General features: G+C 68.1%; 26 protein-coding genes and 1 other RNA gene. 15 read left to right on the plus strand and 12 right to left on the minus strand.

Translation table 11 applies throughout. The features are described 5' to 3' along the window. The first annotated feature begins 57 nt into the window (after positions 1-57). From AC06DU_RS13720 to AC06DU_RS13735, 4 genes are all read left to right on the plus strand, one after another. Complete coding sequence (locus tag AC06DU_RS13720; RefSeq protein WP_046343499.1) at positions 58-558, plus strand: RNA polymerase sigma factor; 501 nt, start codon at positions 58-60, stop codon at positions 556-558. Between the two features lie 27 nt (positions 559-585). Then, positions 586-1,233 carry a hypothetical protein gene (locus AC06DU_RS13725; RefSeq protein WP_478202646.1) on the plus strand — a complete coding sequence of 216 codons (648 nt, stop codon included), beginning with the start codon at positions 586-588 and terminating at the stop codon, positions 1,231-1,233. A gap of 152 nt (positions 1,234-1,385) precedes the next feature. Next, positions 1,386-1,628: an RNA-binding S4 domain-containing protein gene (locus AC06DU_RS13730; protein ID WP_024939760.1), complete on the plus strand. Its 243-nt coding sequence runs from the start codon at positions 1,386-1,388 to the stop codon at positions 1,626-1,628. Beyond that, the gene (locus tag AC06DU_RS13735; RefSeq protein WP_478202647.1) at positions 1,625-1,945 is read left to right on the plus strand and encodes a hypothetical protein; all 321 of its coding nucleotides are present in this window, start codon (positions 1,625-1,627) and stop codon (positions 1,943-1,945) included. Before AC06DU_RS13730 ends, AC06DU_RS13735 begins: the two co-directional genes overlap by 4 nt. 212 nt (positions 1,946-2,157) lie before the next feature. Here the strand turns inward: AC06DU_RS13735 and ubiM are convergent, their stop codons facing one another. From ubiM to AC06DU_RS13765, 6 genes are all read right to left on the minus strand, one after another. Beyond that, positions 2,158-3,336, minus strand: coding sequence for a 5-demethoxyubiquinol-8 5-hydroxylase UbiM (gene ubiM / locus AC06DU_RS13740; RefSeq protein ID WP_478202648.1), 1,179 nt, complete (start codon positions 3,334-3,336; stop codon positions 2,158-2,160). A 31-nt stretch (positions 3,337-3,367) separates the two neighbouring features. Next, positions 3,368-3,443: non-coding RNA, sX9 sRNA (locus AC06DU_RS13745), on the minus strand. 202 nt (positions 3,444-3,645) lie between these two features. After that, entirely contained in the window at positions 3,646-4,047 is a 402-nt protein-coding gene (locus AC06DU_RS13750; protein WP_102251666.1) for an MAPEG family protein, read from the minus strand. A gap of 25 nt (positions 4,048-4,072) precedes the next feature. Beyond that, positions 4,073-4,582: a DUF4019 domain-containing protein gene (locus tag AC06DU_RS13755; protein ID WP_104543378.1), complete on the minus strand. Its 510-nt coding sequence runs from the start codon at positions 4,580-4,582 to the stop codon at positions 4,073-4,075. 150 nt (positions 4,583-4,732) lie between these two features. Further along, positions 4,733-4,981, minus strand: a complete 249-nt coding sequence (locus tag AC06DU_RS13760) for a hypothetical protein (RefSeq protein WP_054591543.1) — start codon at positions 4,979-4,981, stop codon at positions 4,733-4,735. A 63-nt stretch (positions 4,982-5,044) separates the two neighbouring features. After that, a complete protein-coding gene (locus tag AC06DU_RS13765) occupies positions 5,045-6,214 on the minus strand; it encodes a COG3904 family protein (RefSeq protein ID WP_478202649.1) in 1,170 nt (389 codons plus the stop codon). A 148-nt stretch (positions 6,215-6,362) separates the two neighbouring features. Here AC06DU_RS13765 and AC06DU_RS13770 point away from each other — a divergent pair, with 148 nt between their 5' ends. Genes AC06DU_RS13770 through AC06DU_RS13785 form a run of 4 tightly spaced genes read left to right on the plus strand, consistent with a single transcriptional unit; the run spans position 6,363 to position 11,084 of the window. Next, positions 6,363-7,826 (plus strand): AlkA N-terminal domain-containing protein, encoded by a 1,464-nt coding sequence (locus AC06DU_RS13770; protein WP_478202650.1) that lies wholly within the window; start codon positions 6,363-6,365, stop codon positions 7,824-7,826. Next, positions 7,823-8,365 carry a methylated-DNA--[protein]-cysteine S-methyltransferase gene (locus AC06DU_RS13775; RefSeq protein WP_478202651.1) on the plus strand — a complete coding sequence of 181 codons (543 nt, stop codon included), beginning with the start codon at positions 7,823-7,825 and terminating at the stop codon, positions 8,363-8,365. Before AC06DU_RS13770 ends, AC06DU_RS13775 begins: the two co-directional genes overlap by 4 nt. Before the next feature lie 36 nt (positions 8,366-8,401). After that, positions 8,402-9,697: an alkaline phosphatase family protein gene (locus tag AC06DU_RS13780; protein WP_478202652.1), complete on the plus strand. Its 1,296-nt coding sequence runs from the start codon at positions 8,402-8,404 to the stop codon at positions 9,695-9,697. A 43-nt stretch (positions 9,698-9,740) separates the two neighbouring features. Then, positions 9,741-11,084, plus strand: a complete 1,344-nt coding sequence (locus AC06DU_RS13785; RefSeq protein ID WP_024939916.1) for a chloride channel protein — start codon at positions 9,741-9,743, stop codon at positions 11,082-11,084. A gap of 257 nt (positions 11,085-11,341) precedes the next feature. Here the strand turns inward: AC06DU_RS13785 and AC06DU_RS13790 are convergent, their stop codons facing one another. Together AC06DU_RS13790 and AC06DU_RS13795 are read right to left on the minus strand one after the other, a co-directional pair. Then, positions 11,342-11,524: a 30S ribosomal protein THX gene (locus AC06DU_RS13790; RefSeq protein WP_016904806.1), complete on the minus strand. Its 183-nt coding sequence runs from the start codon at positions 11,522-11,524 to the stop codon at positions 11,342-11,344. A 135-nt stretch (positions 11,525-11,659) separates the two neighbouring features. Continuing rightward, positions 11,660-12,076, minus strand: coding sequence for a MerC domain-containing protein (locus AC06DU_RS13795; protein ID WP_024939915.1), 417 nt, complete (start codon positions 12,074-12,076; stop codon positions 11,660-11,662). Positions 12,077-12,239: 163 nt separating this feature from the next. Between AC06DU_RS13795 and AC06DU_RS13800 the strand changes: the two genes are divergently transcribed. The 5 genes from AC06DU_RS13800 to AC06DU_RS13820 all read left to right on the plus strand — a co-directional run bounded on the left by AC06DU_RS13800 (position 12,240) and on the right by AC06DU_RS13820 (position 19,471). Beyond that, positions 12,240-14,306, plus strand: coding sequence for a TonB-dependent receptor (locus AC06DU_RS13800; RefSeq protein WP_039522357.1), 2,067 nt, complete (start codon positions 12,240-12,242; stop codon positions 14,304-14,306). Between the two features lie 407 nt (positions 14,307-14,713). Further along, a complete protein-coding gene (locus AC06DU_RS13805; RefSeq protein WP_166770749.1) occupies positions 14,714-15,142 on the plus strand; it encodes a MarR family winged helix-turn-helix transcriptional regulator in 429 nt (142 codons plus the stop codon). Next, positions 15,139-16,362, plus strand: coding sequence for an MFS transporter (locus AC06DU_RS13810; protein ID WP_166770747.1), 1,224 nt, complete (start codon positions 15,139-15,141; stop codon positions 16,360-16,362). Before AC06DU_RS13805 ends, AC06DU_RS13810 begins: the two co-directional genes overlap by 4 nt. 410 nt (positions 16,363-16,772) lie before the next feature. Then, positions 16,773-19,148, plus strand: coding sequence for a TonB-dependent receptor (locus tag AC06DU_RS13815; protein ID WP_104553008.1), 2,376 nt, complete (start codon positions 16,773-16,775; stop codon positions 19,146-19,148). Positions 19,149-19,222: 74 nt separating this feature from the next. After that, positions 19,223-19,471 carry a hypothetical protein gene (locus tag AC06DU_RS13820; protein WP_478202653.1) on the plus strand — a complete coding sequence of 83 codons (249 nt, stop codon included), beginning with the start codon at positions 19,223-19,225 and terminating at the stop codon, positions 19,469-19,471. A 7-nt stretch (positions 19,472-19,478) separates the two neighbouring features. Here the strand turns inward: AC06DU_RS13820 and AC06DU_RS13825 are convergent, their stop codons facing one another. Further along, positions 19,479-20,510: an aldo/keto reductase gene (locus AC06DU_RS13825; RefSeq protein ID WP_104543394.1), complete on the minus strand. Its 1,032-nt coding sequence runs from the start codon at positions 20,508-20,510 to the stop codon at positions 19,479-19,481. Positions 20,511-20,663: 153 nt separating this feature from the next. Continuing rightward, complete coding sequence (locus AC06DU_RS13830) at positions 20,664-21,875, minus strand: MFS transporter (protein WP_478202654.1); 1,212 nt, start codon at positions 21,873-21,875, stop codon at positions 20,664-20,666. Positions 21,876-21,975: 100 nt separating this feature from the next. Between AC06DU_RS13830 and AC06DU_RS13835 the strand changes: the two genes are divergently transcribed. Next, positions 21,976-22,890 (plus strand): LysR family transcriptional regulator, encoded by a 915-nt coding sequence (locus tag AC06DU_RS13835; RefSeq protein ID WP_478202655.1) that lies wholly within the window; start codon positions 21,976-21,978, stop codon positions 22,888-22,890. A 913-nt stretch (positions 22,891-23,803) separates the two neighbouring features. On the opposite strand, the gene AC06DU_RS13840 is transcribed toward AC06DU_RS13835, so the two are convergent. After that, complete coding sequence (locus AC06DU_RS13840; RefSeq protein ID WP_024939907.1) at positions 23,804-24,007, minus strand: hypothetical protein; 204 nt, start codon at positions 24,005-24,007, stop codon at positions 23,804-23,806. Positions 24,008-24,241: 234 nt separating this feature from the next. On the opposite strand from AC06DU_RS13840, the gene AC06DU_RS13845 reads away from it, so the two are divergent. Then, positions 24,242-25,150: an AraC family transcriptional regulator gene (locus AC06DU_RS13845; protein ID WP_228960630.1), complete on the plus strand. Its 909-nt coding sequence runs from the start codon at positions 24,242-24,244 to the stop codon at positions 25,148-25,150. Positions 25,151-25,263: 113 nt separating this feature from the next. Here the strand turns inward: AC06DU_RS13845 and AC06DU_RS13850 are convergent, their stop codons facing one another. Continuing rightward, positions 25,264-25,737, minus strand: coding sequence for a (R)-mandelonitrile lyase (locus AC06DU_RS13850; RefSeq protein ID WP_024939905.1), 474 nt, complete (start codon positions 25,735-25,737; stop codon positions 25,264-25,266). Positions 25,738-25,824: the final 87 nt, after the last annotated feature.

Raw genomic sequence — 25,824 nt, forward strand, 5'->3', positions numbered from 1 at the left:
GCCCGCTGCGGCGAATCATCTCCTCGACCCTTGTCATCCACCCACCCGGCCGGAGCCATGTCCCTGGAAACAGACCTGCACACCCGCTTCAACGCTCTGCTGCAGCAGCACCGCGGCATCGTCCTGAAGGTCGCGACCAGCTATTGCTGGAACCCGGACGACCGCGCCGAGCTGGCGCAAGACATCACCGTGCAGTTATGGCGCGCGTTCCCCGGCTACGACGCCGGCCGGCGCTTTTCCACCTGGATGTACCGCATCGCCTTGAACGTGGCGATCAGCGATCTGCGCGGCCGCAGCCGCGCGCCGCAGGACCCGCTCCCGCTGGAGGCGGTGGCCGACAGCATCGCCGACCCGCTGGCGCGCGACCCGGCACACGCGCAGCAGGTCGCCGCACTCCACGGCTTCATCGCCCACCTGCCGCCGCTGGAACGCGCCTTGATGCTGCTGTACCTGGATGCGCACAGCTACCGCGAGATCGGCGAGGTGCTCGGCATCAGCGAGACCAATGTCGCCACGAAACTCAGCCGCCTCAAGGCGCGCATCCGCGCCGAACTCTGACCACCCACTTCGCCCAAGGAACATTCGATGGAACTCGACGACATGCAACGCGCCTGGCACGCGATGGAACACCGCCTGGATCAGCACAGCACGCAGATCGGCCACATCGTCGGCCAGGTGCGTGGCCACGCGGCGCGCACCAGCCTGCGCCCGCTGTGGCTGAGCCAATCCGCGCAATTGCTGTGCGCCGTGGCGCTGCACGTCGTGATCGCGCGCAGCTGGCTTGCCCACACCGATCAGGCTGCGGCCATCATCGGCGGCGTGCTGCTGCAGCTGTGGAGCATTGCACTGGCGATCTCCGCACTACGGCAGCTGCAGCTGCTGGCGCAACTGGACTTTGCCGGACCGCTGCTGCCGACCCAGCGCGCGCTCGCGCAGCTGCGGCGCTGGCGCACGCGGGTGGCCCCGTGGCTGGGCGTGGCGTTCTGGGTGCTGTGGGTGGCCGTGGCCGACGCCGGCTGGCGCGGGCTGACCGGCCTGACCCTGCCGCACGACTGGCTGCTGCTCAATCTGTTGGTGGGTGTACTCGGCGGCATCGGCACCTGGCTCGGCTATCGACGGCTGCAGCGCAAACGCCATCCGTGGCTGGAGCGCATCGACAACGCGCATGCCGGGCCCGGCGTCGTGCGCGCCGAAAGCATGCTGGACGAGATTGCACGCTTTCGACGCGAATAAGCGTGCCGCCCCGCACCGCGCCTCCGGCGTCGTGTCCGCCGCTGGCGCGCCTGCGTCGCGCACGACTGCACCTGCCGGGGCTGCGTTCGGCACGGTGGTGTTGCCGGCTGCGACGGGCGGATAATCGCCGTCTTCCTGTCACCGAGCGCACCATGCAATTTCTGGAATTCGACCTGGACGGCGAGTACATCGAACTCAACCAGTTGCTCAAGCTGGCGGGTATTGCCGACAGCGGTGGGCAGGGCAAGGCGATCGTCGCCAGCGGCGCGGTCAGCGTCGATGGCGTGCAGGAACTGCGCAAGACCGCCAAGATCCGCCCCGGCCAGTGCGTGCAACTGGACGATGTGGAGATCCGCGTGCTGGCGCTGGACCCCGATGCGGAGCCGGCAGAATGAGCGTGGTGCAGGTCAGCTGGCGCAACAACGCGCCCTCGACTGAAGACCCGGACCACGATGTCTATATTTTCTCGATCGACGTCGATTCACCCACGCCGTTCTGGTTCGAGCAGTCGATCCGTGGCGGTCACGCCGAGCGCGGCGGTTGCAGCATGCTGGCCTTGCACGAGCTGGAAGCCTGGCCCGGCGGCTGGCGCGCAGACGTGACCAAGGCCGGCTGCGCCTGGGTGATTCCACTGCTGGAAGACGCCTTGCGCAGCGGCGATGCGCGCAGCGCGATCGATGCGATTCTTGCGTGGGTCAACGCGCCGGCCTGATGGCTGCGTGCCCGACTGCGGCGCGCCTGACGAAAGCCGACCTCATGCAAATCCGGCCTGATCGAGCCCATCCGATTGCCGAACGAGCACCCGCGAACGGGCCGCTAACCGCATTGCCCGCCCGCATGTCGAACACCGTTACAAGCCACTGCGCGTGAGGACCACAGCGCAGCGCTGCACGCACTGTGCCTCCCTGCTCCCACTTCGATACGTCAGACGCTGCGCTGGGTCAGATGCGCCGCAATCGCCTGCTTGAACGGCGCCACCGCATGCGCCGCACGCAAGGCACCACGTCGCAGCAGGCGGGCCGGCGCACGGTCGTCGGTATACAGCGCGGCCAATGCGTTGGTCGCTTCATACAGCGGCCGCGTCGCCAGCCGGTGCGCCCGCTCGTAGCCCTGCAGCAGGGCCGCAGCCCCGATGTCGCGCCCAGCGGCGGCAGCGGCGCGCACACGCTCGGCCAGGCGCGCCTGGCTCTGCAATCCGAAATTGAAGCCGTGCGCGGTGACCGGGTGCATGCCCACCGCCGCATCACCGATCAACGCGGCACGCTCGGCGATAAAGCGTTGCGCATAGGCCGCCACCAGCGGATACGCATGCCGGCTGCCGTCCTGCTGCATCGGCCCGAGCCGATGCTCGAACGCCTCGGTCACCGCCGCACTGAAGTCCACCGCCTCCATCGCCAGCAAGGCCTCCACCTGTCGCGGCGGCAGGGTCAGCACCGCACCGGCCCGATTGCCCTGCAGAGGCAACAACGCCAGCGTCTTGCCGTAGCCAAACCACTCCCAGGCGGCATGCCCGTGCGGCAGCGCATGCCGCATCCGGCACACCAGCATGGTCTTGCCGAAATCACGCAGCTGCGCACCGATGCCGAGCAGGCGCTGGGTGCTGGAAAAGCGACTGTCGGCCGCCACCAGCAGGCGCGCCGCCACCGTTTCCCCATCGGATAACTGCAGCACCACGCGGTCGCGCTGCTGCTGCACGGCCTGCAGCGTGCAAGAGCAGCGCATCTCCAACGCAGCTTGCGCCTGCACCGCCTGCCAGGCCGCGCGACGGATCAGATGATTGGGCACCAGCCAGCCCAGATCGCCGGCACCACGCGCGGAGGCGGCGAAGGTCAGCGCGAAGTGCGAATGTCCGTCCATGACGCGGGCGTCGCGCAGCGGCGAGATCGCATCGGCGGGAAATTGCGGCCAGATGCCCAGTTGCTCCAGCAACGCACGCGAGGCATGGGTCAGCGCGATTTCGCGTCCGTCGAAGGCCGGCTCGGCCAGCTGCGCGCGCGGCTGCTGGTCGACCACCAGCACCGACAGGCCACTGCCGGCCAACGACCGCGCAAAACTCAGGCCGACCGGCCCGGCACCAATGACTGCGACATCCACCGATTGCATGCCACGCTCCTTCACCACCGAGACCCAGAGGAGCTAACAAGACCTCGCATGCAATGGTCAGCTGGATGCGGTCGGCGCAGAGCAACCGGCATGTCCGCGTGGCACCTGCCGCATCGGGCACGCACACCTGGCGGTGAGCGCAGCCGTCTTGGTAGCGGCTCTCAGTTTAATGGCAGTGGTGCTGGCCGGACTTGATCAGGATCAAGCAGTGACCGAACCAGGCAGCCCAACGCAGTCGCAGGCGCGCGATCTGTCGCTGCGTTTTCTCAGCCACTCACCACAGGCTGCGCGCACGCAGCCCGGCCTGCGTCACCAGCCCAGCAACGCCCGCACCAGCTTGACGATGCCCCAGAACGACACCACCCAGATTGCGCTGCGCAGATAAGGAATGCCTGCCGCATACACAGGCACGTAAGCCACGCGCGCCCACAGGTACAGCTGCACACCCAGGGCGGTATCTGCATTGGTACGGCCGGCAACGCTTACCGCCAGTACCGCAGCAGCGAAGATCGGGAAGGTCTCCTGATAATTGCGGAAGGCGCGATCCAGCCGCGCCGCGACGCCGGTCAAGGGCTTGGCGTCGCCATCGCGGGCGCTGGCGTTCCATTTGGTCCCGCGCTGGGCGGTCATGCTGGCCGAGGCGGCCAGTAGTTGCACCAGGCCGAGCACCATGGCCCAGCCCAGCATCTGCAGTTCGATGGTCAGTTCCACGCGGGTCTCCCGATGAGCTGCAAGATCACTTGATCGACGCGCGCAGGCTGTAACCGGCGAGACGCCAGGTCTTGTCCTCGTCCAGGCGGAACGACACCAGCTCGCGCACCGGCTGCTGGGCCTTGGCAAACCGGGTCGGGAAGCTGACGTTGACGTACAGGCCTTCGGGCACCTGCGCGCCGGCAGCGTATTTGACCCGCGTCACCGAGCCCTGCCCGCGTCCGACCACCGCCCCCAGGCGCGCACGTTCGGCGCCGATCTGGCTCACGAAGACATCGCGCTTGACCGCGGTCTTGGCGACGCTGGAGGCGCCATCCCACAGCGAGGCCACCTGGTTGGCGTCGACCATCTGCGCCACCCGCAATGCCGCCTGGGTCATCTCGGTGTTCTGTTTGGTCAGCTGCGCCTGCTGCGCCGGGCTGGCCGTGGGCGCCGCCTGGGGAGCGGCGGCCGGACGTGCAGCCGTCTGCGGCTGTTGCGCCAGGACCAGCGAGGGAGCCAACAGCAGTGCGGCAAGCAGACGAGGACGGAGCATGGGGCAGATGACCTTGTGCGTAGCAAACGGATGGGAACCGCCGCAGAGTTTGCGACGAGCGCGGCAGTTTAAGACCTGCGCTGCATGGTGAGGTGAGTGTGCAAGCGACGCGCGAGCCGGGTGCCGGGAACGCACGCCTTGACTCAAAAATCAGATGTCGCCGCCGGGCGGAACAGCCGCGACACCACGCGGCCGCCACAGTCGCCAACTGACCCACAGTGCGCGCGCGATGGCAGCGATCAGGGCCGCCAGGCTCAGCCACACCGCCAGCGTCGCCGGCCACTGCACATGGCTGGCCGCAGCGATCACCTGCAGCAGTTCGGCCACGCCAAATCCGGCCAGCACCAGCAGCGCCGATGGCAGATATGCCAGCGCAACGCCTTTCGTCTTTCCAAGCATGTCGCCCCCGGCTCCGTGGTATGCCGCGACCATAGGCAGCCGGCAGTGCGGTGGGTGTGAAGCTCAGCCCTCGCCCTGGGCGGGGTCCGGCGCGGGTTCGGCAGCCGACTCTGCGGCAGGTGCCGCAGTTGGCGCTCCTGCCTCCGCGTCGGCCGCCGGCGCTACCTGCGCTGCGGCGGTGGCCGGCAGCGCGGCGGCATCGGTTTCGGCCAGCGGGCTTTCTTCCGGGCAGGCCGCATCCGGGAAGCCGAAGCGCTGCTTCAAGGCCAGGCCGCAGGCGTTGACCGCCTCCAGATCGGCGCCCTCGCCCTTGCACTTCTGGTCGAAGGCAACCAGAAACGCGTCCTTGCGGCGCACGAAGGCGTCGCCGCACTTGCGCATCTGGCGGATGCGCTCCAGGTCGTCCTGCACCGCGTTGGTGCCATCCAGCCCGTACTCGCGCAGCTCGTCCATCGTCAGCAGGCGCAGGCTGCGGTTGGGCACGGTCATCATCAGGTCGGCCGCCGCCACCGCCACGCCGTTGCGCTCCAGATAATCCTTGACGTTGCCGTAGACCTCGCGCAATTCGCGATTGAGTTCCGCGCGCGAGGTGGCCTTGGAACTGATCCGCATCATGCGATGGATGCCGACCTTGCCGGCCACCAGCCGGTTGTCGCCGGCGGCCAGCACGAACACGCAGGCGCTGTGGCAGATCGAGCCTTCGCGCACCCAGATGGTCCAGTTGGATTCGCCGATGACATCGCCGGCGCGAATCGCCGCTTCCACCTGCCCGCCGCTGGAATCCAGATCCAGGATGCGATGCGGCAGCCGCAGTTGCTCGGCCACCGCGGCCAGCCGCCACACCAACGCAGCGAAACCGGCGTTGATCTTGCCGGCGTAGCGCACCCGCAGCAGGCCGGTGTCGCGACACGGCGCCAGCGCCGCCTCCACGCTGGCGCGGTCCAGCGCCGGCAGCAGCGTGCCGTCGCCGGCTTCGCTGCTGTAATCGGTGGCGCAACTGATCCAGGCCTTGCCCGCGTCCAGCTCCGCCTGCGGCCAGTTGGCTTCGCCGGCCTGTGCGCGCGGCCGCGGCGGCGCCACCGGCTCGGGCGTATCCACCGACACCATATGGTCGCCATCGCCCTGCCCCGCGCCGCTCTGCTGCGTCGCGGCGGCATCGGCCGAGGTACTGGTGCGGTCGCAGGCCGCCAGCGCCAGCACGCATGAAAGGGACAGGCAGAGCAGTTTCAGCATGATGTCAGGCAACGGACCGCGACGGAGATCACCCTCAGTCTATGGCTGAATGGGCGAAGCGTTTGACCCTGCCATGAACGCAGCGGCCCGGTGCAACCCTGTCCGAAAACGGCCAGCCGGGGTCGGGGCGAGCGCATAGACTGGCGCCATGCAGACCGCCACGCCCGACCGACTCCAATGCGACCGCGCCCGCCTGGCGCGCGATGCACGCTTCGACGGCTTGTTCTTCACCGCGGTGCGCAGCACCGGCATCTACTGCCGCCCGGTCTGTCCGGCACCGCCGCCCAAGCCGGGCAACATCAGCTATTACCCCAGCGCGGCGGCAGCCAGTGCCGCCGGCTACCGGCCCTGCCTGCGCTGCCGCCCCGAGCTGTCGCCGCAGGCGCAGCAGCATCTGGGCGAAGAGAGCGTGCAACGCGCACTGGCGATGATTGCCGACGGTGCCCTGCAGGAGCAGCCGGTGCAGACCCTGGCCGACGCGGTGGGCCTGAGCGCACGCCAGCTGCAGCGGCAATTCGTGCAGCAGCTCGGTGCCACCCCGATCCAGGTGCACGGCACGCGCCGGCTGCTGCTGGCCAAGCAACTGCTGACCGAGACCGCATTGCCGGTCACCGAGGTCGCGCTGGCGGCCGGCTTCAACAGCCTGCGTCGCTTCAACGCCGCATTCCTGGAAGGCTGCGGGATGCCGCCATCGGCGCTGCGCAAGCAGCGTGCCGAGGTCCCGGGTGGCGAGTTGACCCTGCGCCTGGGCTACCGCCCGCCGCTGGATCTGCCGGCGATGCTGGCATTCCTGCAACGCCGCGCGATTCCCGGCATCGAGCAGGTCGACGCCAGCGGCTACCGGCGCGTGATCGGCACGCCGGGCAACGCAACGCTGATCGAGGTCAGCGCGGCGCCGCAGCGTGCGGAGTTGTTGCTGCGCATCGGCGCCACCGACCCGCGCCAGATTCCGCAGATCGTGCGGCGGGTGCGCCGCCTGTTCGATCTGGATGCAGACCTGCAGGCGGTGCACGCCACGCTGGCGACCGAGCCGCTGCTGGCCGAGGCGATCGCGCGCCGCCCCGGGCTGCGCGTGCCGGGCGGCTGGGACGGCTTCGAAGTGGCCGTGCGCGCCGTGCTGGGCCAGCAGATCAGCGTGGCCGGCGCGGCAACGCTGGCGGCGCGGCTGGTCGACCGGCATGGCGGCCATCATCTGGAAATGCCGCCCGGCCTGGACCGCATCTTTCCGACCCCGGCACAGCTGGCCGAGGCGCCGCTGGAACAACTCGGCCTGCCGCGGGCGCGCGCCGCCACGCTGCGTGCATTAGCCTCGGCCTGCGCGCAAGGGCAGCTGCATTTCGGCGCCGGCCAGCGCCTGTCCGAGTTCGTCGCCGCCTGCACCGCGTTGCCCGGCATCGGGCCGTGGACCGCGCACTACGTCGCCATGCGTGCGCTGTCGCATCCGGACGCGTTTCCGGCCGGCGACCTGATCCTGCAGCAGGTGCTCGGCACGCCCGAGCGCCTGAGCGAGCGTGCTACCGAAGCGCACTCGCAGGCCTGGCGGCCGTGGCGCGCCTACGCCGTATTGCACCTGTGGCATCTCGCTGTCGATCGCAAGGACACCCGCTCATGAGCACGTTGTATTACGACACCTTTCCCTCGCCGATCGGCGCGCTCAGCGTGGCTGCCGATGCTGCCGGCGTGCACCACATCCTGTTAGCGCAGAACCGCTACGACGCGCTCGGCCGCGCGCGTTGGCAGCACGACCCCGATGCGCCGCTGGTGCGCGAGGCGCGCGAGCAATTGCTCGACTATCTGTATGGCGGGCGGCGCAGCTTCGACCTGCCCCTGGCCCCGACCGGCACGCCGTTCCAGCTGCAGGTCTGGCATACGCTGGCGCAGATTCCGTTCGGGCAGACCTGGAGCTATGCGCAGCTCGCGCATGCCGTGGGACGCCCCGCCGCCAGCCGCGCGGTCGGCGCTGCCAATGGGCGCAATCCATTGCCGATCGTGCTGCCCTGCCACCGCGTGATCGGCGCCAATGGTGCGCTGACCGGCTTCGGCGGCGGTCTGCCGACCAAGCAGGCCTTGTTGCAGCTGGAAGGCTGGTCACCGCGCCAGGGCGCAGCGGCCGACGATCTGTTCGCCGCATCCGCCGCCGGCACGCGCTGACTTCGCGACGTCATTGCCAGGCCGTAAACTGGCGCGATGATCGATCGACGTTTTGTGTTTGCCGCGCTCGCACTGCTCGCGGCCTGCAGTTCTCACGCCCCTTCACGCAGTACGCCAACGCTCGCCCCGGCGGCGCCCGCGTCGGCCGGCGCACCACACAGCGATGTACCGCACAGCGTGCTGCTGATCTCCATCGACGGGCTGCGCGCGGACATGCTCGATCGCGGCATCACACCGAATCTGTCGCAACTGGCACACGACGGCGTACGTGCGCGCTGGATGACGCCGTCGTACCCGTCGCTGACCTTTCCCAATCACTACACGCTGGTCACCGGCCTGCGCCCGGACCACCACGGCATCGTGCACAACAGCATGCGCGATGCGACGCTGGGCGGCTTCTGGCTGAGCAAGCAGGATGCCGTCGGCGATGCGCGCTGGTGGGGTGGCGAGCCGCTGTGGGTGGGCGCGGAAACCCATGGCCTGCATGCCGCAACCTGGTCGTGGCCGGGCAGCGAGGCGGCGATCGGCGGCGTGCGCCCCACGCGTTGGCGCCATTACGAAGAAGGCACCAGCCTGGACGCGCGCGTGGACGAAGTGCGGGGCTGGCTGGCCGCCTCCGGCGCCGACCGCAACCGCCTGGTCACGCTGTATTTCGAACACGTGGACGAAGCCGGCCACGACCACGGCCCGGAGTCGCGCGAATACGCCGACAACGTGCGTGCGGTGGATGGCGCGATCGGCCGGCTGCTGGCCGGCATGCAGCGCGACGGCACGCGCGAGCGCACCAATATCGTCGTGGTCTCCGACCACGGCATGGCCGAGGTGGCGCCCGGGCATGCGATCAGCGTGGAAGACATGGCGCGCCCGGACATCGCCACTGCCGTGACCGACGGGCAGGTGATCGGCTTTGCGCCATTGCCGGGACAGCAGGCCCGCGCCGAAGCCGGCCTGCTCGGTGCGCATGCGCAGTACGACTGCTGGCGCAAGACGGAGCTGCCGGCACGCTGGCACTACGGCACGCATCCGCGCATTCCGCCGATCGTGTGCCAGATGCACGAAGGCTGGGATGCACTGTTCCCGGACAAGCTGACCAAGCGCCCGCGCGATCAGATGCGCGGCTCGCACGGTTTCGATCCGGCGCTGCCGTCGATGCGCGCGGTGTTCCTGGCGCAGGGCCCGGATCTGGCGCAGGGCAAGAGCTTGCCGGGCTTCGACAACGTCGATGTGTATGCGCTGATGACCCGGCTGCTGGGCATTCCCGCCGCGCCCAATGATGGAAATCCCGCCACGCTGCTGCCGGCCCTGCGCGTGCCGCCGGCCGCCGGCCGCTGAGTGACGCGTCGCGGCCGCGCGGCGCGGATGCGACAATGGCGCCATGTCTGCTCCTGATCCCTCGCCGCGCCGGCTTCGGCTGCGGCCGTTGTTGTCCAGCCAAGGCTGGCGTCGCCGCGCTGCACTGTGGGGTGGCGCAATCGCAGTAGCACTGGTGGCGATCGTGTTCGCCAAGGCCAGCGACGCCGCCTTCCAGTTGTTCCAGCGCATCACCGCGCATTCGATCTGGTGGGCGCTGCTGCTGACGCCGGGCATCTTCGCCCTGCTGGCCTGGCTCACCTCCGGCGCGATGCGGCCGACGCGTGGCAGCGGCATTCCGCAGGTCATCGCGGCGCTGGAACATGACGACGCCGCATTCCGCCAGACCAATCTGTCGCTGCGCGTGTCGATCGGCAAGCTCGCCCTGACCACCTTGTCGCTGCTCGGTGGCGCCTCGGTCGGACGCGAGGGCCCCACCGTGCATGTCGGCGCCAGCCTGATGCATGTGTTCGGGCGCTGGTTCGGGTTTCGCGATCCGCGCGAGCTCTCGCATTTTCTGCTTGCCGGCGGCGCGGCCGGTATCGCCGCGGCGTTCAACACGCCGCTGGCCGGGGTGGTGTTTGCGATCGAGGAATTGAGCGGTCGCTTCGAGCACCGCTTCTCCGGCACCTTGCTGACCGCGGTGATCGTCGGTGGCGTGGTGTCGCTGGGCCTGTTGGGCAACTACACCTACTTCGGCAAGGTCGCGGTGGCCTTGCCGCTGGGCCAGGCCTGGCTGGCGATCGCGCTATGCGGCAGCGTGGCCGGCCTGCTCGGCGGCATCTTCGCGCGCCTGGTGCTGGCCAGCGTCAGCGGCAAACCGCGCTGGCTGGCAACGCTGCGCCAGCGCCATCCGGTGCTGCTGGCCGCGCTGTGCGGGGTGGCCTTGGTCGGGCTGGCGCTGGTGTTCGGGCAAGGCGCGTTCGGCACCGGCTACGAGCAGGCACGCAGCCTGGTGCAGGGCCATGCGGTGGTCGGCCACGAATTCGGGCTGATGAAGCTTCTGGCCAATCTGGTCTCCTACCTGGCCGGCATTCCGGGCGGGCTGTTCTCGCCGGCGCTGGCGGTGGGCGCCGGCATCGGCCACAACCTGTCGGTGCTGATGCCGGGCGTGGACCCGCGCACCTTCGTGCTGCTGGGCATGTGCGCGTATCTGACCGGCGTGACCCAGGCGCCGTTGACCTCGGCGGTGATCTCGCTGGAACTGACCGACACCAGCCAGATGCTGCTGCCGATCCTGGCTACCGTGCTGATCGCGCGCGCAATGTCCGGGCTGGTGTGCAAGACGCCGATCTATCGCGGCCTGGCCGAACAGTTGCTGGCGCCGACGCCGTCCCGCACCTCGCCGGCTACGGCGACGACGCACTGAACATCCCAGGCGGGAGAGCGGCGCAGGGCCGACCGACCGCAGTGTGCAGCTGCCGGCCGTGACCGCCGCACACTGCGGCCGGCGCTGCCGTGCCATGCGCGAACCGACGCCAGCGGCGCGCAGGTCGCCGCTTCGACGCAGGCCGGTAGCCTAATTGCTGCTCGGGCGAGCGCTGCAGCGCGCGTCTGCGCCGATGCCGGACATAAAAAAAACGCGGCGCAAGCGCCGCGTTCTGGTGTCGCGAAGCGGGCTAAGGATCAGCCGGCCTTGGCAACGGTCTTCTTGGCCACAGCCTTCTTGGCCGGCGCCTTGACCACGCCCTTCTTGGCAACCGGGGCAGCTGCACCCACGACAACCTTGCTCACCGCGTGCGAACGCGAATTGCCGTAGCTGGAATTGTAGCGCTTGCCCTTGGCGGTCTTGCGGTCACCCTTACCCATGTTCGTCGACTCCTGAATGTGAATACTGAATACAAAATCCCCGCGCTGAACACGGGTCTGGCGAGGTTTACGCCGGCGGCGCCCTCGCGCAAGGCCGGCAAGCCTACCACGTAGGCCCTGCCCGCGCAGCCCGGGCTAGTGCGCGCAGCTGGCGTCGTGGACGTGGGCGTGCCCGTGGTTCAGACGCAGGTTGACCAGGTGGGCGATGCCGACCAGCGCGCCGCCGAGCGTCATCACCACCGCATGCGGCACCACCGCGTGGTGCAAGGGGTCATAAAGCAGGCCGGCCCACAGCAGCAACAAGCCCGGCAGCAACAGTGCCAGCGCGTGCAGCGCCTTGTGGCGGCGATAGCCCAGCACCAGGCTGAACAGCCCCAGCAGCGTCACGAACACCACGATGGCCAGTTCGACCCCATCGCCCAGCCAGAACGACAGGCCCAACGACGGGGCCAGGGCCAGCACCAGCGGCAGCACCGCGCAATGCACGGCGCATAGCAGCGAACCGGTCGCACCGAAGCGGTCGAGCACATGGCGAAGGGACGGTAGAGGCATGACTTCCAGCAGGGGCTCGCGGCGACGTGGAATAATATAACATCTTCCTTGTTCCAGACCCGCACCGCTGCATCGCGCAGGTGAGCGGGTCCTGCCGTCGGCACAGCAGCCAAGCTGCGCCTTACCATTGATATACAGTAACAATCACAGAGTCCGGCCCGCCATGCACCCTCGCCTCGCTTTCTCGTTCCGCCGCTCCACGCTCTCGCTGGCGTTGACCAGCCTGCTGACGCCCGCCCTGGCCCTGGCCGAGGACGCACCGGCAGCCGCCGACCCGCAGACCCCGCCCAGCTCGGACACGCGCCACGACGCTACCGCTTCCAGTGGCCGCCATATCAAGGACCTGGACAAGGTCGTCGTCACCGCCAGCCCGTTGCGCGATGCGGCCGGCGAGTTGAGCCGCCCGGTCGAGGTGCTGGCCGGCGAGCGTCTGGACGAGGTACGCAGCTCCAGCCTGGGCGAGACCGTGGCCAGCCTGCCCGGCGTGCAGAGTTCCAACTTCGGCCCCGGCGTCGGCCGGCCGATCATCCGTGGCCTGGACGGCCCGCGCGTGGCGGTGCTGCGCGATGGCCTGTCGACCCAGGACGTGTCCACGGTCAGCCAGGATCACTCGCCGGCGATCGAGCCGTTCCTGGCCAACCAGATCGAGGTGCTCAAGGGCCCGTCCACGCTGCTGTACGGCTCCGGCGCGATCGGCGGCGTGGTCAACGTGGTCGACGGGCGCATTGCCGAAACCCCGGTGGACGGCTTCAGCGGCCGCGCCGAAGTGCGCTTCGACGGCGGCGACAAGGACGGCAACACCGACATGTTCCGCGTCGATGCCGGCAATGGCAGCGGCCTGTCGATCCATGCCGACGGCGTGTACCGCAACCAGAACGATTACGACACCCCGCAGGGGCGCCAGCTCAACAGCTGGATCGACTCCAAGGTCGGCTCGGTCGGCGCCTCGCTGTCCGGCGACTGGGGTTTCGTCGGCCTGTCGGCCTCGCGCTTCCGTGACAACTACGGCAACCCCGGCGAGCCGGGCGACCCGACGATCGGCGAGCGCGGGGTGTCGTTGAAGCTGCAGCAGGACCGCTACGACCTCAAGGGCGGGCTGACCGATCCCTGGGGCGAAGGCAGCGCGCTGCGCTACAGCTTCGGCCACACCGATTACGCGCACACCGAATTCGAAGGCGCCGAAGTCGGCACCGTGTTCACCAAGCGTGCCAACGAAGGCCGTGTGGAAGCGTCCTTCACCTTCGGCGGCGGCTGGCAGACCGCATTCGGCCTGCAGGGCAGCGACACCACCTTCCAGGCGATCGGCGAGGAATCCTTCGTGCCCAAGACCGATACCCGCTCGCTCGGCGTGTTCGGCGTCGCGCGCAACAGCTGGGAGCGCGTCACCGCCGAAGTCGGCGCGCGCGTGGACAAGGTCAAGTACCGCACCGACATCGGCGTGGACCGCGACTTCACCCCGACCAGCTTCTCAGCCAGCGGCGGCTTCCGTTTCAACGAACAATGGCGCCTGACCGCCAACCTCGACCACGCCGAACGCGCACCGGCCGAGGAAGAGCTGTTCGCCAACGGCCCCCACATCGCCACCCTCGCCTACGAGATCGGCGATGCCGATCTGAAGACCGAAAAGGCCAACCAGGCCGAGCTGGGCCTGAACTTCCAGAACGCATGGGTGGATGCCAAGATCGCCGCGTACTACAACCGCTACAACGACTTCGTCTACATCGTCGATACCGGCGGCCAATGGTTCAACGAAGAAGACAACGACTTCCTTCCGATCCGCCAGTGGACGCAGAACGATGCGGTCTTCCACGGTTTCGAGGGCGAGGCCACCTTCCATCTGGCGGACAACGACACCGGCGCGTGGGATCTGCGCGTGTTCGGCGACACCGTGCGTGCGCGCCTGAAGGATGGCGGCAACCTGCCGCGCATCGCACCGGGCCGGGTCGGCGCGCAGATGCGCTGGAACGCCGATGCATGGCGCGCCTCGCTCGGCGCCACCCGCACCATGAAGCAGGACAAGGTGGCGGTGAACGAAACCCCGACCGATGGCTATACCTTCGTCGATGCGCATCTGGCCTACCACGTGGACCGTGGCAGCAACGCGTGGGAAGTGTTCCTGGACGGCAACAACCTGACCAACCAGGACGCCCGCGTGCACACCTCCTTCCTCAAGGACGACGTGATGCTTCCCGGCCGCAGCGCCTCGTTCGGCGTGCGCCTGTTCTTCTGACGGTACCTCTCTCCCACCGTCATAAGCGAGGCCGCCTTCGGGCGGCCTCGTCATGTCCGGCGGCGGGGCTGCCGGCCTCGGCGTTCTGCACTGCTGCGCGCATTCGCATGGCAATGGTGGTTCTGCGCCACATCGCTCCCTGTAACGAGCCGATGCAATGCATTGCACGGGCTGGCTCGACGCCCCGCTGACCGATCACACCGAAGCCGCTTGCCGGCGTTGGCCGATAGCAAGGCTGCCGGTGCGCACCGGCGTATGTACCCGTGCCGTCATTGGCGCGGGTCGGGCGGTCTTCCCGCGCGGACTCGATCGATCCTGCTTCGACGAACAGGCGCCCCACATTCGCCACGCGCTTGCCAATAGGTGCATATGCACGCAAAGTGCGAACATCCTCGTGGAGCATCGCCATGTCCGGGACCGGCCCCTGCACCTGCTTCCAGCTGCGCCGCGCCGCACGGCGTACCTCGCAGCTGTACGACCATGCCCTGGCGCAGGTGGGCCTGAGCCTCAACGAATACTCGATCCTGCGCCGGCTGGTCAGCGCACAGCCGTTGGGCGCGTTGGCGCACTCGCTGGGCATGGATCGCACCACGCTGACCCGCAATCTCAAGCCGCTGCTGGCGGCGGGCTGGGTGCAGGCACGTCGCGGCGAGGATGCGCGCCAGAAACTGGTGGTATTGAGCCGCAGTGGGCGCGGGCTGCTGGTGCGCGCCCTGCCGCATTGGCAACGCGCACAGAAGCAGCTGGAAACGCTGTTCGGCAGCGCTTCCACCGCGCAGCTGCACGCCACCCTGATGCAACTGGATGCGGCCCTGGACGCGGAGGCAGCGGCATGAGCACGTCTGCGAGCGCCCGCACCGGCGCGCAGTGGGGATTGCTGCTCACCGCCTCGGCCATGCTGATGCTGACGATGGGCGCACGCCAGACCACCGGCCTATTCGTGGAGCCGATCCATCGCCAGACCGGGATTGGCATCGCGTCGATCAGCTTCGCGCTGGCGGTGGGGCAACTGGTCTGGGGCGCGGTGCAGCCGGTATTCGGCGCGATCGCCGATGCGCGCGGGCCACTGCCGGTGCTGCTGTTCGGCGGCGTGCTGTTGTCGCTGGGCCTGGGACTGAGCCCGTGGCTGGCCAGCGAGTGGGGCCTGATCGTCTCGCTGGGCATCCTGGCCGCCGCCGGTGCGGGCGCCGGCAGTTTTTCGGTGCTGATCGGTGCCACTGCCAGCCGGCTCGCACCGGAGCGGCGTTCGTTCGCAGCCGGGCTGATCAATGCCGGCGGCTCGCTCGGCCAGTTCGTGTTTGCGCCACTGGTGCAGTTGATGATCGGCGCCGCCGGCTGGGCCAGGGCGATGACCGGCCTGGCAATGATTTCCTTGCTGACCTTGCCGCTGGCCTGGCCGCTGCGACGCAGATCGCCGCCGCCGGGCACGCACACGCCCATCGCAGACGACGACATCGGCCTGCGTGCGCAACTGCAGGTTGCCCTGCGCGATCGCAGTTACTGGTGCCTGCATCTGGGCTTTTTCACTTGCGGGGTGCATATCGCGTTTCTGGTCACGCACCTGCCCGGCGAGATCGCGCTCTGTGGCCTGCCCGCCAGCGTGTCGGCGGTGTCGATCGCGTTGATCGGCCTGTTCAACGTGGCCGGCAGCCTGGTCGCCGGCAAGCTTGGCGAACGCATCCGCATGAAGTGGCTGCTGTGCGCCTTGTATGCCAGCCGTGCGGTGCTGATCGGCTTGTACCTGATCGCGCCGCCGACGCCGCTGACCTTCTACCTGTTCGCCGCGGCACTGGGCTTTACCTGGCTGGGCACGGTGCCGCCGACGGCAGGTTTGATCGGCAAACTGTTCGGCCCGCGCTACCTGGGCACCTTGTTCGGCCTGACCTTGTTGTCGCACCAGATCGGCGGCTTCTTCGGGGCGTGGCTGGGCGGGCTGGCGCTGGAGCGCTTCGGCGATTACAGCTGGATGTGGTACGCCGACATGCTGCTGGCAGTGATCGCCGCACTGATCAACCTGCCGATCCGCGAAGCCGCGCCGGTACGCGCAGCAGCGTAAAGCAGGCGCAAGCGCGCGCCTGCCTATCGGCCTGCGTGCAGCGACATCGCTGCCCCATTGCACGGTGCCTGGCAGCGCATGCGCAAGGTCATCGTGCCGCCGCGATGGTTCGCATCGGCTGCCGCTATGGTGCGCGTTGAAGCGACCCACACGCGGTCCGATAGCGACACACGTGCACTGCGGACGCGCGGTCCGGCGCCTTGCCACATTGATCGATGGCGAGCACGTCGCCTGCGCCGAGTGCCGCAGCGCACAACAGCTTTTGCCGGCAACTCCGTTAGAACAACAGCGCGACGTGTGTCGCTGCGTTGCGCGACCGGCCACTGTGACGTGCTGCCGGTCACCCTTTGGCGGCGCGTGTACGACGCGCGCATTGCCGCCAGCTGCGACGTCATCCCAGGAGAGCTTTCATGACCGCATCGATGCCCCGCTATGCCCTGTCCCTTGCCATCGGCGCCCTGCTTGCGCCTGGCGCGCATGCGCAGACGTCCACCGCCGAGCCGCGCAGCGAGGCCACCACGCTGGATGCAGTGATCGTCAGCGGCACCGCGCGCTTCAAGGGCCTGGCCAAGCGCGATGCCAGCTTCTCGATCACCACCGCCAGCCCGGAGCAGATCCAGCAGGCCGTGCCGCAGAGCACTGCGGACCTCCTGAAGATCGTGCCCGGCGTATGGGCCGAGCCCAGCGGTGGCGGCACCGGCGCCAATATCTTCGTGCGCGGCATGCCGTCCGAAGGCGATGCGCCGTTCGTGACCATGCAACTGGATGGCTCGCCGCTGTTTCCGCCGCCGACCCTGTCGTTCCTGGAAAATTCCACGCTGTTTCGCGTCGACGACACGGTCGAGCGCATGGAGGTATTGCGTGGCGGCTCCAGCCCGATCTTCTCCAACGGCCAGCCGGGTCTGACGGTCAACTTCATCCAGAAAAAAGGCCAGGACGAGCCCGAAGGCAGCGTACGCCTGACCGGCGGCAACAACGCGCTGCGCCGCATCGATGTCTTCAACAGCGGGCCGATGGGCAATGGCTGGTACTACAGCGTGGGCGGTTTCTTTCGCGAAACCGACGGCGTGCGCGACCCGCAGTTTTCCGCCGACAAGGGTGGCCAATTCAGCGCCACCTTGAGCAAGCGCTGGGACAGTGGTGAGCTGTCGTTCTACGCGCGGCATACCGACGACAACAATGCCTTCTATACCGCCATTCCGCTGCTGTCGCGCAACAACGGCAACGACCTGTCCAGCTTCCCCGGCCTGAATGCGCAAACCGGCACCCTGCTCGGCCGCGACTTCCGCAATGTCGATCTGCTGGTCGGGCCGGATGGACAGACCATCCGCCGCGATCTGGCCGACGGCCGCGGCGTCAACATCGATGTGTTCGGCGGCGAACTGAACTGGGAGACCGGCGACTGGACCATTGCCGACCGCTTCAACGTGATGAGCGGCAGCGCGCCGACCTATGCGTTGTTCACCGGCGATGCGCCGGTGCGATTGAGCGATTTCATCGCCAGTTACGGCACTACCGGCAGCGGTAGCTTCACCAATGGCGGCGGCGTCGTCGATCCGAATCAGCAAGTGCTGGAAGCCGGCTGGTGGTCGGTGGACAAGCGCCTGAATTCGGTCACCAACGATTTGCGCCTGAGCCGCGAATTGTTTACGGGCAACACGCTCACCGTGGGTGCGTACTATGCCAAGTACTCCTCGGCCGACACCTGGTACCTGGGCAACACCATGCTGCTTACCGCGCAGAACAATGCGCGCCGGATCGATCTGGCGCTGGACAACGGCCAACAGGCCACGCGCCAGGGTTTCACCAGCACCGCGTTCTTCAACCTGCGCGCCAACTACGATGGCGAGAACATCGCCGCCTTCGTCGCCGACGAATGGGAGCTCAACGCGCGGCTGCGCCTGGACCTGGGCGCCCGCTACGAACGCCAGAGCGTCACCGGCGATGTGCACGACACCGCCACCGTCGATCTGGACGGCAACCCGGACACGCTGTACGACAACGCCACCTCGCTCGCCCTGGCCAGCACGCGCCGCATCGACCAGGACGATGAGGCGTTCTCCTGGACGGCGGGGCTGAACTTCACGCTCGATACCCACAACAGCCTGTTCGCACGCGTCAATTCAGGGGTGAAGTTCCCCGGCTTCGACAATCTGCGCGATGGCCAGAATCGCGTGCAGGAAGTGGATCAGTACGAACTCGGGCTCAAGTCCGGTGCCAGCAGCTACGACCTGTACCTGACCGCGTTCTACAACACCTTCAAGAACTCGCCGTTCCAGGCGTTCCTGGCCAATGGTGAAAACTTCACCACCGTTGGCGACTCGCGTGCGCGCGGGCTGGAGGTGGAAGGTGCCATCCGCCCGTTCGGCGGCTTCGAGCTGGCCGGCACCGGGGTGTGGCTGGATGCCAAGTACCGCAACTACCGCGAGTTCACCGGCAACCAGGTGATGCGCCAGCCCAAGCGCCAGTTCCGCATCACGCCCAGCTACTACTGGATGCTGCCGTTCGGCGACCTCAAGGTGTTTGCCACCTATTCCTACATCGGCGACCGCTTTGCGGACCTGGCCAACAGCCAGCGGTTGCCGTCCTACGACATGCTCGACCTCGGCGCCAACCTGCATGTGGGCGAGCACTGGGAAGTGACCGCCAGCGGCAGCAACGTCACCGACACGCTGGGCCTGACCGAAGGCAATGTGCGTGTCCCGGGTGCAGCGACCGGCGGCGTGTTCATGGGCCGGCCGATCGCCGGACGGCAGTACCAGATGTCGGTGGCGTATCGCTGGTAGGCAAGCCAAGACGTCATCCCGCGCGGCAGTCCACGGCTGTCGCGCGGTCCACGTCCGAGCGCGCGGCCACGTCCTTGAACGCGCAACGCGGAAACGCGGGCGCGGCGCATGCCTGCCTGTGGCAGTGGTCCAGCCGCTATGCCTTCGCGGCCATGCGACCGCTGCGCTTTCTCACCGCCGGCATCGGCTGCGCAACCGCGCACCGGGAGCCGATCGACGCCCTGTCGCATCCGCCATTCAACCCGGATGCGCTCTTCCGGCTCTTTCGAGACATCGAGGTGCCCTGTCCCGAGGTAGTTCCGCGCACGGCACGGCCATTGTGATGCGGCATCACACCGGCAGCGGGCTGCGTTCGGCAAAGTGCCCGCGCCAGTACGGGTAGTACGGATACGGTGGCTCCACCGCGCTCACCGCATCCAGGCGCGCGCGTTGCGCGTCCGTCAGCGACCAGCCCACCGCGCCCAGGTTCTGGCGCAGCTGCGCTTCGTCACGTGCGCCGATCAGCACCGTGCTCACGGTGGGCCGTTGCAGCAGCCAGTTGATGGCGATCTGCGGCACGCTGCGGCCGCTCTCGTCGGCAATCGCGTCGAGCACATCGACGATGTCGAACAGGCGCTCGTCGCTGATCGCCGGGGCGGCGGCCGCGGTGGCATGCAGGCGACTGTGTTCGGGCAATGCCTGGCCGCGGCGCAGCTTGCCGGTCAGGCGCCCCCAGCCCAGCGGACTCCACACCACCGCGCCCACGCCCTGGTCGATGCCCAGCGGCATCAGCTCCCATTCGTAGTCGCGCCCGGCCAGCGAGTAATAGGTCTGGTTGGCGACAAAGCGGCTCCAGCCCTGCGCATCGGCCACCGCCAACGACTTCATCAGCTGCCAGCCGGCGTAATTGGACGCGCCCAGGTAGCGCACCTTGCCGGCGCGGACCAGCCCATCCAGCGTGGACAGGGTTTCTTCCACCGGCGTCATCGCGTCGAAGGCATGCAGCTGCAGCAGATCGATATAGTCGGTGCGCAGGCGTCGCAACGAGGCATCCACCGCACGCAACAGGCGGAAGCGCGAGGCGCCGGCGTCGTTGGCCCCATCGCCCAGGCGCAGGCCGGTCTTGGTCGAGAGGATCACCTGATCGCGGCGGCCCTGCAGCGCCTGGCCGAGGATCTCTTCAGAGGCGCCGTCCGAATACACATCGGCGGTGTCGAACAGGTTCAGGCCCGCCTCCAGGCACAGATCGATCATGCGCTGCGCCTGCGCCACATCGGTATCGCCCCATGCAGAAAACAGCGGCCCCTTGCCGCCGAAGGTACCGGCCCCCAGACCGAGCACCGGGACCTTGAAACCGGAACGGCCGAGAAAACGTGTCTCCATCGCAATGCTCCTTGAAACCGAAAGAAAATCCGCGCGCTGCCGGTCGATCCGGCCATGCGCGATGCCAGGCGCCACGCTCCGCTCGCCGATCACCCGCGCGAGCGCGCAGGGCTGCCGATTGCGCGGTCACTGCGCTCGTGACTAAAAAACGAATCAACCCGCCTGCGCGCACACGCCCGGCGCGGCGGCACGTCGGCGTTGCAGTTGCACGCTCCACAACGCGATGCCCAGGCCGAGCGCGCTCAACAGCGCGGCAACCCACGGGGTGGCGACCAGGCCGGCGTGCGTGGCGATCACCACACCGCCCAGCCAGGCGCCCAGCGCATTGCCCAGATTGAACGCGGCGATATTGAGACTGGAAGCCAGGTTCTGGCCGGCACCGCGCGCATGCTCGAGCACGCGCAACTGCAGCGGCGCCACGGTGGCGAAGGCGGCCACGCCCAGCAACCCGACGAACACCACCATCGCGGTCTTGTTGTGCAGGACCAGGCCCATCGCGGCGAGCACCACCACCAATGCCGCCAGGCTGCCCAGCAACGCGGCGGTGGGGCGCCGGTCGGCCAGACGCCCGCCCAGCAGATTGCCCACGATCATGCCGACGCCGAAGACCAGCAACACCGGCGACACCGCCGTCTGCGCAAAACCGCTCACGTCCACCAGCAACGGCTGGATATAGGTGAATACCGCGAACACGCCGGCATAGCCCACCACCGTGATCGCCAGGGCCAGCAGCACCTGGCCGCGCCCCAGCACTGCCACTTCCTGGCGCCACGACACCGGCGCGGCCGCGCCTGCGTTCGCCGGCACCCACAGCGCCACCGCGGCCGTGGCCAGCACGCCGACGACCGCAACCGCCCAGAACGTCGCCCGCCAGCCCAGCTGCAGACCCAGCCAGGCGCCAGCCGGCACGCCCAGCAGGGTGGCCACGGTCAGGCCGGCAAACATCAGCGAGATCGCCGAGGCACGGCGCTCGGCCGGGACCAGCGAGGTGGCCACCACCGCGCCCACGCCGAAGAAGGTGCCGTGCGCCAGCGAGGTCAGCACGCGTGCGATCATCAGGCTGGTGTAGTCCGGCGCCAGCGCGCAGGCCACATTGCCCAGGGCGAAGATCGCCATCAAGCCGACCAGCACCGCCTTGCGCGGCAGCCGCGCACTGGCCAGGGTCAGCACCGGCGCCCCGACGAACACGCCCAGCGCATAGCCGCTGATCAGCAGGCCGGCGGCGCTGAGCGACACGCCCAGGTCGGTGGCCACCTGCTGCAGCAGGCCCATGATCACGAACTCGGTGGTACCGATGCCGAAGGCACCGATGGTCAGCGCCAGCAGCGCTGGCGGAAAACGGGAAGAACGCGCGGAAGCGGACATGGGCATGGACCAGGGAAGACAACCCACAGCCTGCGCTCCAACGTCCTAAGCAAAAACCCCTGTTATCCTGATTCACTATCAAGCAATCATTGAGAATCGCATGGACCGCCTCGGCGATATCGCGCTGTTCCTGCGCGTGCTCGACTCCGGCTCGATCACTGCCGGCGCGCGCAGCCTGGACCTGTCGGTGGCGGTCGCCAGCCAGCGCCTGAAGCGGCTGGAGCGCGACCTGGGCGTGCGCCTGCTGCACCGGACCACGCGCCGGCTGCACCCGACCCCCGAAGGCCAGCGCCTGGCCGAGCGCGGCCGCGTGCTGGTACAGGATCTGGATGCGCTGGCCGACGATCTGCGCGAGAGCGCACACGCGGTCGGCGGCATCCTGCGCATGACCATGTCGGCCTCGTTCGGGCGGCAGTACGTCTCGCCCTTGCTCCCGGAATTCCAGGCCCGTCATCCGCGCGTGCACATCAGTGCGCACCTGAGCGACGACCTGGTGGACCTGGTCAGGCAAGGCTTCGACCTGGCGATCCGCATCGGCCCGCTGGACGACTCCGGGCTGGTGGCGCGGCGCATTGCCGACAACCGCCGCACCCTCGCCGCCTCGCCCGATTACCTGCAGCGCCATGGCACCCCGCGCACGCCGGACGACCTGGCCGGGCATGCCGGCGTGCTGCTGATGGGCCGCGACGGCCGCCAGGATGTCTGGCAGTTGCAAACACCGGAGGGCGGCCTGGTGCGCGTCCGCATTCAGAGCCGCTTCGAAAGCAATTTCGGTGAGTTGATCCGCGATGCGGCCGTCGCCGGCCAAGGCATCGCGCTGCATTCGTACTGGCATATCGCAGAAGAACTGCGCAACAACCGGTTGGTCGAGGTACTTCCCGATTACCCGCCGCCAACCTCGCAGATCAACGCGGTGATGCCGGCGCGCCAGCTGCAGCCGCCGCGTGTGCGTGCATTCGTGGATTTTCTGCAGGAACGCCTGGGCGACGTGCCGCCGTGGGAGCTTGGCGGTTGAACGCGAGCGCGTCGGTCGCGTCGGCCGATGCCGGCTGGGCGCGGATCGATGCGTGGCTGCGAGGCGACGTCTTGGTTGGTTAGTGGCTGGATTCGGTCGAGTCGCGCTGTTGGATCAGTGGCGGGCGGCGATCTGCGAGTTTGCTGCAGGGCTCCTGCCCGCTCACCACCGCGGAGCACGTTGCAAGCCGGAGAGCCCGATATGGGGATTTGCGGAGAGATCAGCTGTAAGGCAGGCGATCTGCAGCTTGGCTGCAGGGCTCTTGCCCGCCCACCATCGCAGCACACGCCGCAAGGCAGAGTGGACGATCTACGGCGTTGCGGATAGCTCAGCTGTAAAGCGGGCGATCTGCCGCTTGGCTGCGGGGCCCTTGCCCGCCCACCATCGCAGGACACGCCGCAAGTACGTCCATGTAGGCTCTTACGCGGCATCCATGCCGCGTAAGGTCCCGCGGCGGTAGGCGGGCAAGGACCTGTCTGGATGGTCGGTGTGCACGATTAAAAGCAGTGCCAGATGCGCGTTGTTTGATGCCGATGTGCCAGCTCAACGCCCGATGCATCTCGAGCGACAACCAGTCGGGATGTTCGGTGCGCATGGGCAAGCACAGTGCGTCATGTGCATTTGGATAGCGATGTACCTGCGCGACCCAACAGTCAACGACCAATGCACTTCGCGCGACAAGCAGCTCTTATGCGAGCACCGACCACCTTTCTGGTGCGGTGTCCTCGCCGGTTGCGGGACCCTTGGCGGCATGGAGGCCGCCAAGGAATCTCCACGGATGGATTCACGACGTGTCCCGCAAGTGGTGAGGGCACCGCACACTCGACTCACCAATCAGCAAAATGCGTGCGGCAGCCACGTTGACACCGTCGCTCTAGCGTCAGGGATGTTGTTGGCGCCTTAGCGCCACCATTTAGCGTCCCGCACGCAGCAAGCGCCGGTGCAATCCGCGCCGCTGCGCCTCGCTGAGCAGATGCCCATGCGTGTTCAACAATCCCAGGATTTGCTGATGCGCTTGCGCCGTGCGGCGCGCAAGTTCGGCCGTGGCGGCAGCCTCGAGCGCCTTCCAGTCGGCCGGGCTTGCCGGTGCGGGGATGGTCGAACGTTTTGCGGGCATGGGACGGGGGTGGTCACGGGAACGGACACCCATGATACGGCGCGTGTGTGAGCGCAGGATCGTGTCTGGCCTGCGATTGTCGGGCGTCGGTCGCGCGGGCCTGCCCGCCGGTGCCGGCGCCACCCGGCGCTGCCTTTGCCGCTGCTGCGGTCGGCATGTGGGCTCCATGACAGTGGGTCTTGTACGATCGACGGCATCGCGGCCGAGCCGCCTGGTGCCACCGCCGAGTCCTGCATGTCCGCCTTGACCGAGATGACCGACATCCTGCTGCGCCATGCTCCTGGCGACGGCATGCACGCCACCCGGATTGCCGGGCTGCAGATCATGCGCAGCGCCTCGCCCACCGTGTCGGTGCCCACGGTCTACACGCCGATGCTGTGCCTGGTGGCGCAAGGCCGCAAGCAGGCGATGCTGGGCGCGGCGGCGTATCTCTATCACCCGCAGATGTATCTGGTGGCCTCGGTGGATCTGCCGATCGTCGGTTCGGTGATAGAGGCCAGCGCCGCGCAACCGTATCTGTGTTTCTGTCTGGATCTGGACACCGCCGTGCTGAGCGACCTGGCCGTCAGCCACCCGGAGCTGGTCGAGCCGCAACGCGATACGGCCCAGGCCGGCTTGTTGCTCAACCACAGCACGCCGCCATTGCAGGACGCTGCAGTGCGGCTGGCGCGTCTGCTCGATCAACCGCAGGAGATCGCCGCACTGGCGCCGCTGGTCCTGCGCGAAGTGCTTTATCGCCTGATGGCCGATCCGGCCAATGCGGTGGTGCGCCAGATGGCCATCGCCGACAGCCGGCTCAACCAGATTTCCAAAGCCATTGTCTGGCTGCGCGAGCATTACGCACAGCGCTTCCGCATCGAGCAGATTGCCGATCTGTCGGCAATGAGCCGCTCCACCTTTCATGCGCATTTCAAGGCAGTCACCTCGATGACGCCGCTGGAATACCGCTCGCATCTGCGCGTGCACGAAGCGCGCCGGCTGATGCTGGCCGAAGCGCTGAATGCCGCCGATGCCGGCTTTCGCGTCGGCTACGAGAGCGCCTCGCAATTCAGTCGCGACTACGCACGCATTCTCGGCGCGCCGCCCGCACGTGACGCGCAACGGTTGCGTGCCGGGGCACAGGCTGCGACACAAGCGGCGTAAGCTCATTCGTGCGCAGTGACGCAGCGGAGCCTGGTCACGCGCTCCTGCACTAAGCGACATGCATCACCTACGATGACGCGGCAGACCGCACCACGTCACCGTTGAGCGCCGTGTCACTCGGCCGCGTACTGCGCCTCGCTGACCTGCTCCAGCCAGGTCACCGGCGAGCCGTCCTGCGCTTCGGCGATGGCGATATGCGACATCGCCACCGTGGCGTTGGCACCGTGCCAGTGCTTGACGCCCGGCGGAATCCACACGATGTCGCCCGGGCGGATCTGCTGCGCCGGCTTGCCCCATTCCTGCACGCGCCCGGCACCGGCGGTGACGATCAGCGTCTGCCCCAGTGGGTGGGTGTGCCAGGCGGTGCGCGCGCCAGGTTCGAAAGTCACCGTGGCGCCGCCCACCCGCGCCGGCGCGTCGGCCTGGAAGGGCGCATCGATGCGCACCTTGCCGGTGAAATAGTCGGCCGGGCCGGCCGCAGATGCGGCGCCACCGGCCTTGCTCACCCTGATCGCCTGTTGCTCTTCACCACCGGGCGTGACGGCGGCCATCATCGACAGCGACATCGCAGTTGCGAACAGATTCATGGCAGTGCTCCTCGATCCAAGTGCCTGCACTGTAGCGCGCGTGTGCGCCGGCATTACCCGGGCAACCGCGCATGCACCTAGAAACAC

It is taken from the genome of Xanthomonas sp. NCPPB 3200, from assembly GCF_056393585.1.

Bases quoted from the DNA above. Each gene is read 5' to 3' on its own strand.
- AC06DU_RS13720 (WP_046343499.1), top strand. From the start codon at position 58: ATGTCCCTGGAAACAGACCTGCACACCCGCTTCAACGCTCTGCTGCAG.
- AC06DU_RS13795 (WP_024939915.1), bottom strand. From the start codon at position 12,076: ATGCCTCTACCGTCCCTTCGCCATGTGCTCGACCGCTTCGGTGCGACC.
- AC06DU_RS13835 (WP_478202655.1), top strand. From the start codon at position 21,976: ATGGACCGCCTCGGCGATATCGCGCTGTTCCTGCGCGTGCTCGACTCC.
- AC06DU_RS13790 (WP_016904806.1), bottom strand. From the start codon at position 11,524: ATGGGTAAGGGTGACCGCAAGACCGCCAAGGGCAAGCGCTACAATTCC.
- AC06DU_RS13845 (WP_228960630.1), top strand. From the start codon at position 24,242: ATGTCCGCCTTGACCGAGATGACCGACATCCTGCTGCGCCATGCTCCT.
- AC06DU_RS13760 (WP_054591543.1), bottom strand. From the start codon at position 4,981: ATGCTTGGAAAGACGAAAGGCGTTGCGCTGGCATATCTGCCATCGGCG.
- AC06DU_RS13840 (WP_024939907.1), bottom strand. From the start codon at position 24,007: ATGCCCGCAAAACGTTCGACCATCCCCGCACCGGCAAGCCCGGCCGAC.
- AC06DU_RS13765 (WP_478202649.1), bottom strand. From the start codon at position 6,214: ATGCTGAAACTGCTCTGCCTGTCCCTTTCATGCGTGCTGGCGCTGGCG.
- AC06DU_RS13785 (WP_024939916.1), top strand. From the start codon at position 9,741: ATGTCTGCTCCTGATCCCTCGCCGCGCCGGCTTCGGCTGCGGCCGTTG.
- ubiM (WP_478202648.1), bottom strand. From the start codon at position 3,336: ATGCAATCGGTGGATGTCGCAGTCATTGGTGCCGGGCCGGTCGGCCTG.
- AC06DU_RS13830 (WP_478202654.1), bottom strand. From the start codon at position 21,875: ATGTCCGCTTCCGCGCGTTCTTCCCGTTTTCCGCCAGCGCTGCTGGCG.
- AC06DU_RS13725 (WP_478202646.1), top strand. From the start codon at position 586: ATGGAACTCGACGACATGCAACGCGCCTGGCACGCGATGGAACACCGC.
- AC06DU_RS13800 (WP_039522357.1), top strand. From the start codon at position 12,240: ATGCACCCTCGCCTCGCTTTCTCGTTCCGCCGCTCCACGCTCTCGCTG.
- AC06DU_RS13730 (WP_024939760.1), top strand. From the start codon at position 1,386: ATGCAATTTCTGGAATTCGACCTGGACGGCGAGTACATCGAACTCAAC.
- AC06DU_RS13770 (WP_478202650.1), top strand. From the start codon at position 6,363: ATGCAGACCGCCACGCCCGACCGACTCCAATGCGACCGCGCCCGCCTG.
- AC06DU_RS13815 (WP_104553008.1), top strand. From the start codon at position 16,773: ATGACCGCATCGATGCCCCGCTATGCCCTGTCCCTTGCCATCGGCGCC.
- AC06DU_RS13780 (WP_478202652.1), top strand. From the start codon at position 8,402: ATGATCGATCGACGTTTTGTGTTTGCCGCGCTCGCACTGCTCGCGGCC.
- AC06DU_RS13755 (WP_104543378.1), bottom strand. From the start codon at position 4,582: ATGCTCCGTCCTCGTCTGCTTGCCGCACTGCTGTTGGCTCCCTCGCTG.
- AC06DU_RS13825 (WP_104543394.1), bottom strand. From the start codon at position 20,510: ATGGAGACACGTTTTCTCGGCCGTTCCGGTTTCAAGGTCCCGGTGCTC.
- AC06DU_RS13735 (WP_478202647.1), top strand. From the start codon at position 1,625: ATGAGCGTGGTGCAGGTCAGCTGGCGCAACAACGCGCCCTCGACTGAA.
- AC06DU_RS13850 (WP_024939905.1), bottom strand. From the start codon at position 25,737: ATGAATCTGTTCGCAACTGCGATGTCGCTGTCGATGATGGCCGCCGTC.
- AC06DU_RS13775 (WP_478202651.1), top strand. From the start codon at position 7,823: ATGAGCACGTTGTATTACGACACCTTTCCCTCGCCGATCGGCGCGCTC.
- AC06DU_RS13810 (WP_166770747.1), top strand. From the start codon at position 15,139: ATGAGCACGTCTGCGAGCGCCCGCACCGGCGCGCAGTGGGGATTGCTG.
- AC06DU_RS13805 (WP_166770749.1), top strand. From the start codon at position 14,714: ATGTCCGGGACCGGCCCCTGCACCTGCTTCCAGCTGCGCCGCGCCGCA.